Raw genomic sequence first — 3219 nt, 5'->3', positions numbered from 1 at the left:
GTCCTTTTTGCGGTCGACGAGCGTGATGAACCCCTCGGCGTCTATGCGGCCCAGGTCACCGGTGTGGAACCAGCCGCCGCGGAAGGCCTCGGCCGTGGCTTCCGGGAGACCCCAGTAGCCCGCGAACACATTGGGTCCCCGGAGGACGAGCTCTCCGACCTCGTTGGTGCGCGCGTCCTTGTCGGCGTCATCAACGATGCGCGCCTCAACGTGGAACACCGCGCGGCCGATGGATCCGGCCTTCTCCTTGACGTGATCGGCGTCCAAGACGGACACGATCGGAGCGGTCTCGGTCATTCCGAAACCCTCCTGGAAGGGCAGCCCCTTACCCTGATAGAAATCAATGACCGGCAGAGGGCAGGGCGCTCCACCGGAGACGGCGAGCTCCAGCGAGGACAGGTCGAAGTCGTCGAAGCCAGGCTCCGACATGAGCGCTGCCCACATGGCCGGGACCATGAACTGCACGGTGGCCCTCTCTCGGGACATCGCCTTCAGGGTCTGCGCCGGGTCGAACGAGGGAAGCAGTACGTTGGTCCCGCCGACGTACAGCAGCGGCAGGGTGTGGATCCCGAGGCCCCCGATGTGGAACATCGGCGCCACGGTCACCGTGACGTCGGTCTCACGCAAGCCGCGCCCGAAGGACAAGCTGTTCACGACGTTCCACAGGTGATTGTCGTGGGTCAGCATCGCGCCCTTGGGTCGCCCTGTGGTTCCGGACGTGTACATCAAGCACGACACGTTGCTCCGATCGACGTCGGCGCTGACTGGACGGGCCTCACCGTTGGCCAACACGTGCTCATAGCGCAGCTCGCCGTCCTCGGGTTCGCCGCCGACGACCAGGCGGGATCGGACGCGTACTCCCTCGCCGGCCACAGCCGCGCGTGCCCCCGGAGCCAGGGGCGCCGAATACACGAACACGTCTGCGCCCGAGTCCGCCAAGAGATAGGTGATCTCGGCCGGCGCAAGACGCACGTTCATGGGCACGAACACCGCGCCCAGCTTGGCCGTGGCCAGCATCGTCTCTATGAACGCGGTGCTGTTGAGCAGGAGCCCTGCCACCCGATCGCCCCGTCGGACGCCGAGGGCGCTCAGTGCCCGGGCCAGTCGATTGGTGCTGCTGTCTAGGGCGGAGTAGGTCAGACGCCGCTCACCGTCGACGAGAGCGATCCGGTCCCCGGAGAGGAATGCCCTCGTCGTGACCCAGCTGCCGATTCCCTCGTCCATGGACATTCCTTCCGGGATGCTGTCATCTCTGCGAGTGAGTCAGATCACGTAGTTTGTCCAAACCTGACGGTGCCCACAAGTTAGTCGGACGCTACTGAGTAAGTCAAATCAAATGAGACATTTCAGGGTGTTGGAACGTAACCAGTTTTGGCTCGTCTGGCGGGGTCGTTGATGGTGGCCTTCTCTGGAAGTTTCGGCGGTTGCGGTCGTCGGCTGAACCGTTGCGGGTGGGCGTGGTAGGCGGCGTCGAGGACGGCTTGGCGTCGTGCCTGGACGTCGGTGGCGGTGCCGTAGTGGACGCTGGCCCGGATGTTCCTGGGCCTGCTCCGGGCGATCATCGCGCATCCCAAGCCGGTGATCGCGGCCGTCGACGGTCACGTCCGCGCCGGTGGGATGGGTCTGGTGGCGGCCTGCGACCTCGCCGTCGCCGGACCGTCGTCCACCTTCGCGCTCACCGAGGTCCGCCTCGGCCTGGCGGCCGTCATGATCTCCGTACCGTTGGCGGCACGCGTGAACTCACGGGATCTCGCATGCGTGCTGCTGACCGGCGAGAAGTTCGACTCCGCGCACGCCCGGCGGATCGGCCTGCTCTCGGACGCGGTGGAGGACCTCGACGCCGCCGTCGACGAGCTCGTCGACTCCTTCCGGCCCTGCTCGCCGCAGGGACTGGCGGAGAACAAGGCGCTGCTGGCCGCGCCGATGATTGCCGAGCTCGACGCCCGTGGAGACGACCTCGCCGGGGTCACCGCGCGGCTGTTCACGACGCCCGAGGTGGCCGAGGGGATGAGCGCATTTCTCGAACGCCGATTGCCCTCCTGGGCGACGCCCGACGCGTAGCGTATGCGATTGTCACAGATATATGACTCGACACACATCACAGAAACCCGCAACGAGAGGTAAAGCCATGCGTACCAAGGCCGCCATCATCCGTGAGCCCAAGCAGGACGGCTGGGAGATCGTCGACGTCGACATCGACGATCCCAAGGCGGGAGAGGTCCAGGTCAAGTTGGCCGCATCGGGCCTCTGCCATTCGGACGAGCACCTGCTCACCGGCGACCTGCAGTTCGAGTCCTACCCGATCATGGGCGGTCACGAGGGTGCCGGGGTCGTCACCAAGGTCGGCGAGGGTGTGATCGGCCTAGAGGAGGGAGACCACGTCGTCCTGGCGTTCATCCCCGCCTGCGGTACCTGCCCGCCGTGTTCAGAGGGCCTGCAGAACCTCTGCGACAACGGCGCGGGACTGCTCACCGGGCGTGCGATCAGCGACGGCGGCTTCAGGGTGCACACCGCCGACGGTGAGGACGTGGCCACCATGTGCCTCCTGGGGACGTTCGCCCCGCACGTCACCGTGCACCAGTCGTCCGTCATCAAGATCGAGAAGGACATCCCGCTGGACAAAGCCGCACTTCTCGGCTGCGGGGTGTGCACCGGTTGGGGCTCGGCCACGGAGATCGGCGGCGCCAAGGAGGGCGACATCGTGGTGGTCGTGGGAGTCGGTGGGATCGGCATCAACTCGGTCCAGGGTGCAGCGGCGGCGGGTGCGCGCGCTATCGTCGCCGTCGACCCGGTCGAGTTCAAGCGCGAGAAGGCCAAGGAGTTCGGGGCCACCCACACCTGCAGCTCCATGGACGAGGCGATGGCACTGGTCGGAGAGATCAGCTGGGGTCGGATGGCCGATCTGGTCATCCTCACGATGGGCGTGGTCGAGGGCAAAGACCTGCTCCCCGGTCTGCTCCTCACGGGCAAGGGCCGCCGGTGTGTCGTGGTGGGCCTGGGGGACATGATGGCCGTCGACGCCCAGGTGTCAATCATGGACCTGGCGATGCAGCAGAAGACACTGCAGGGCGCCATCTTCGGTGGCACCGGCCCGCGCAAGCAGATCCCGCACCTGCTGCACCAGTACCGCGCCGGGAACCTCAAACTGGACGAGCTCGTCACCAAGACGTACCGGCTCGAGGAGATCAACCAGGGGTACCAGGACATGCGCGACGGCAA

Annotated in this window: 3 protein-coding genes; 2 read left to right on the top strand and 1 reads right to left on the bottom strand. The window is 66.3% G+C overall.

The annotated features are described in order from the left end of the window. The coding region (locus tag G6022_RS13240) for an AMP-binding protein (RefSeq protein ID WP_182691743.1) at positions 1–1224 on the bottom strand (1224 nt) is incomplete at its 3' end. A gap of 309 nt (positions 1225–1533) precedes the next feature. Between G6022_RS13240 and G6022_RS13235 the strand changes: the two genes are divergently transcribed. Together G6022_RS13235 and G6022_RS13230 are read left to right on the top strand one after the other, a co-directional pair. Further along, positions 1534–2061 carry an enoyl-CoA hydratase-related protein gene (locus G6022_RS13235; RefSeq protein ID WP_228549152.1) on the top strand — a complete coding sequence of 176 codons (528 nt, stop codon included), beginning with the start codon at positions 1534–1536 and terminating at the stop codon, positions 2059–2061. Between the two features lie 67 nt (positions 2062–2128). Next, positions 2129–3219: NDMA-dependent alcohol dehydrogenase (locus G6022_RS13230; RefSeq protein ID WP_182691741.1), on the top strand; the 1091-nt coding region annotated here is incomplete at its 3' end.

The organism is Dietzia sp. Cai40, from assembly GCF_014145165.1.
Taxonomy (GTDB): Bacteria; Actinomycetota; Actinomycetes; order Mycobacteriales; family Mycobacteriaceae; genus Dietzia; species Dietzia natronolimnaea.
This window is presented reverse-complemented; position numbering and strand designations above follow the sequence as displayed.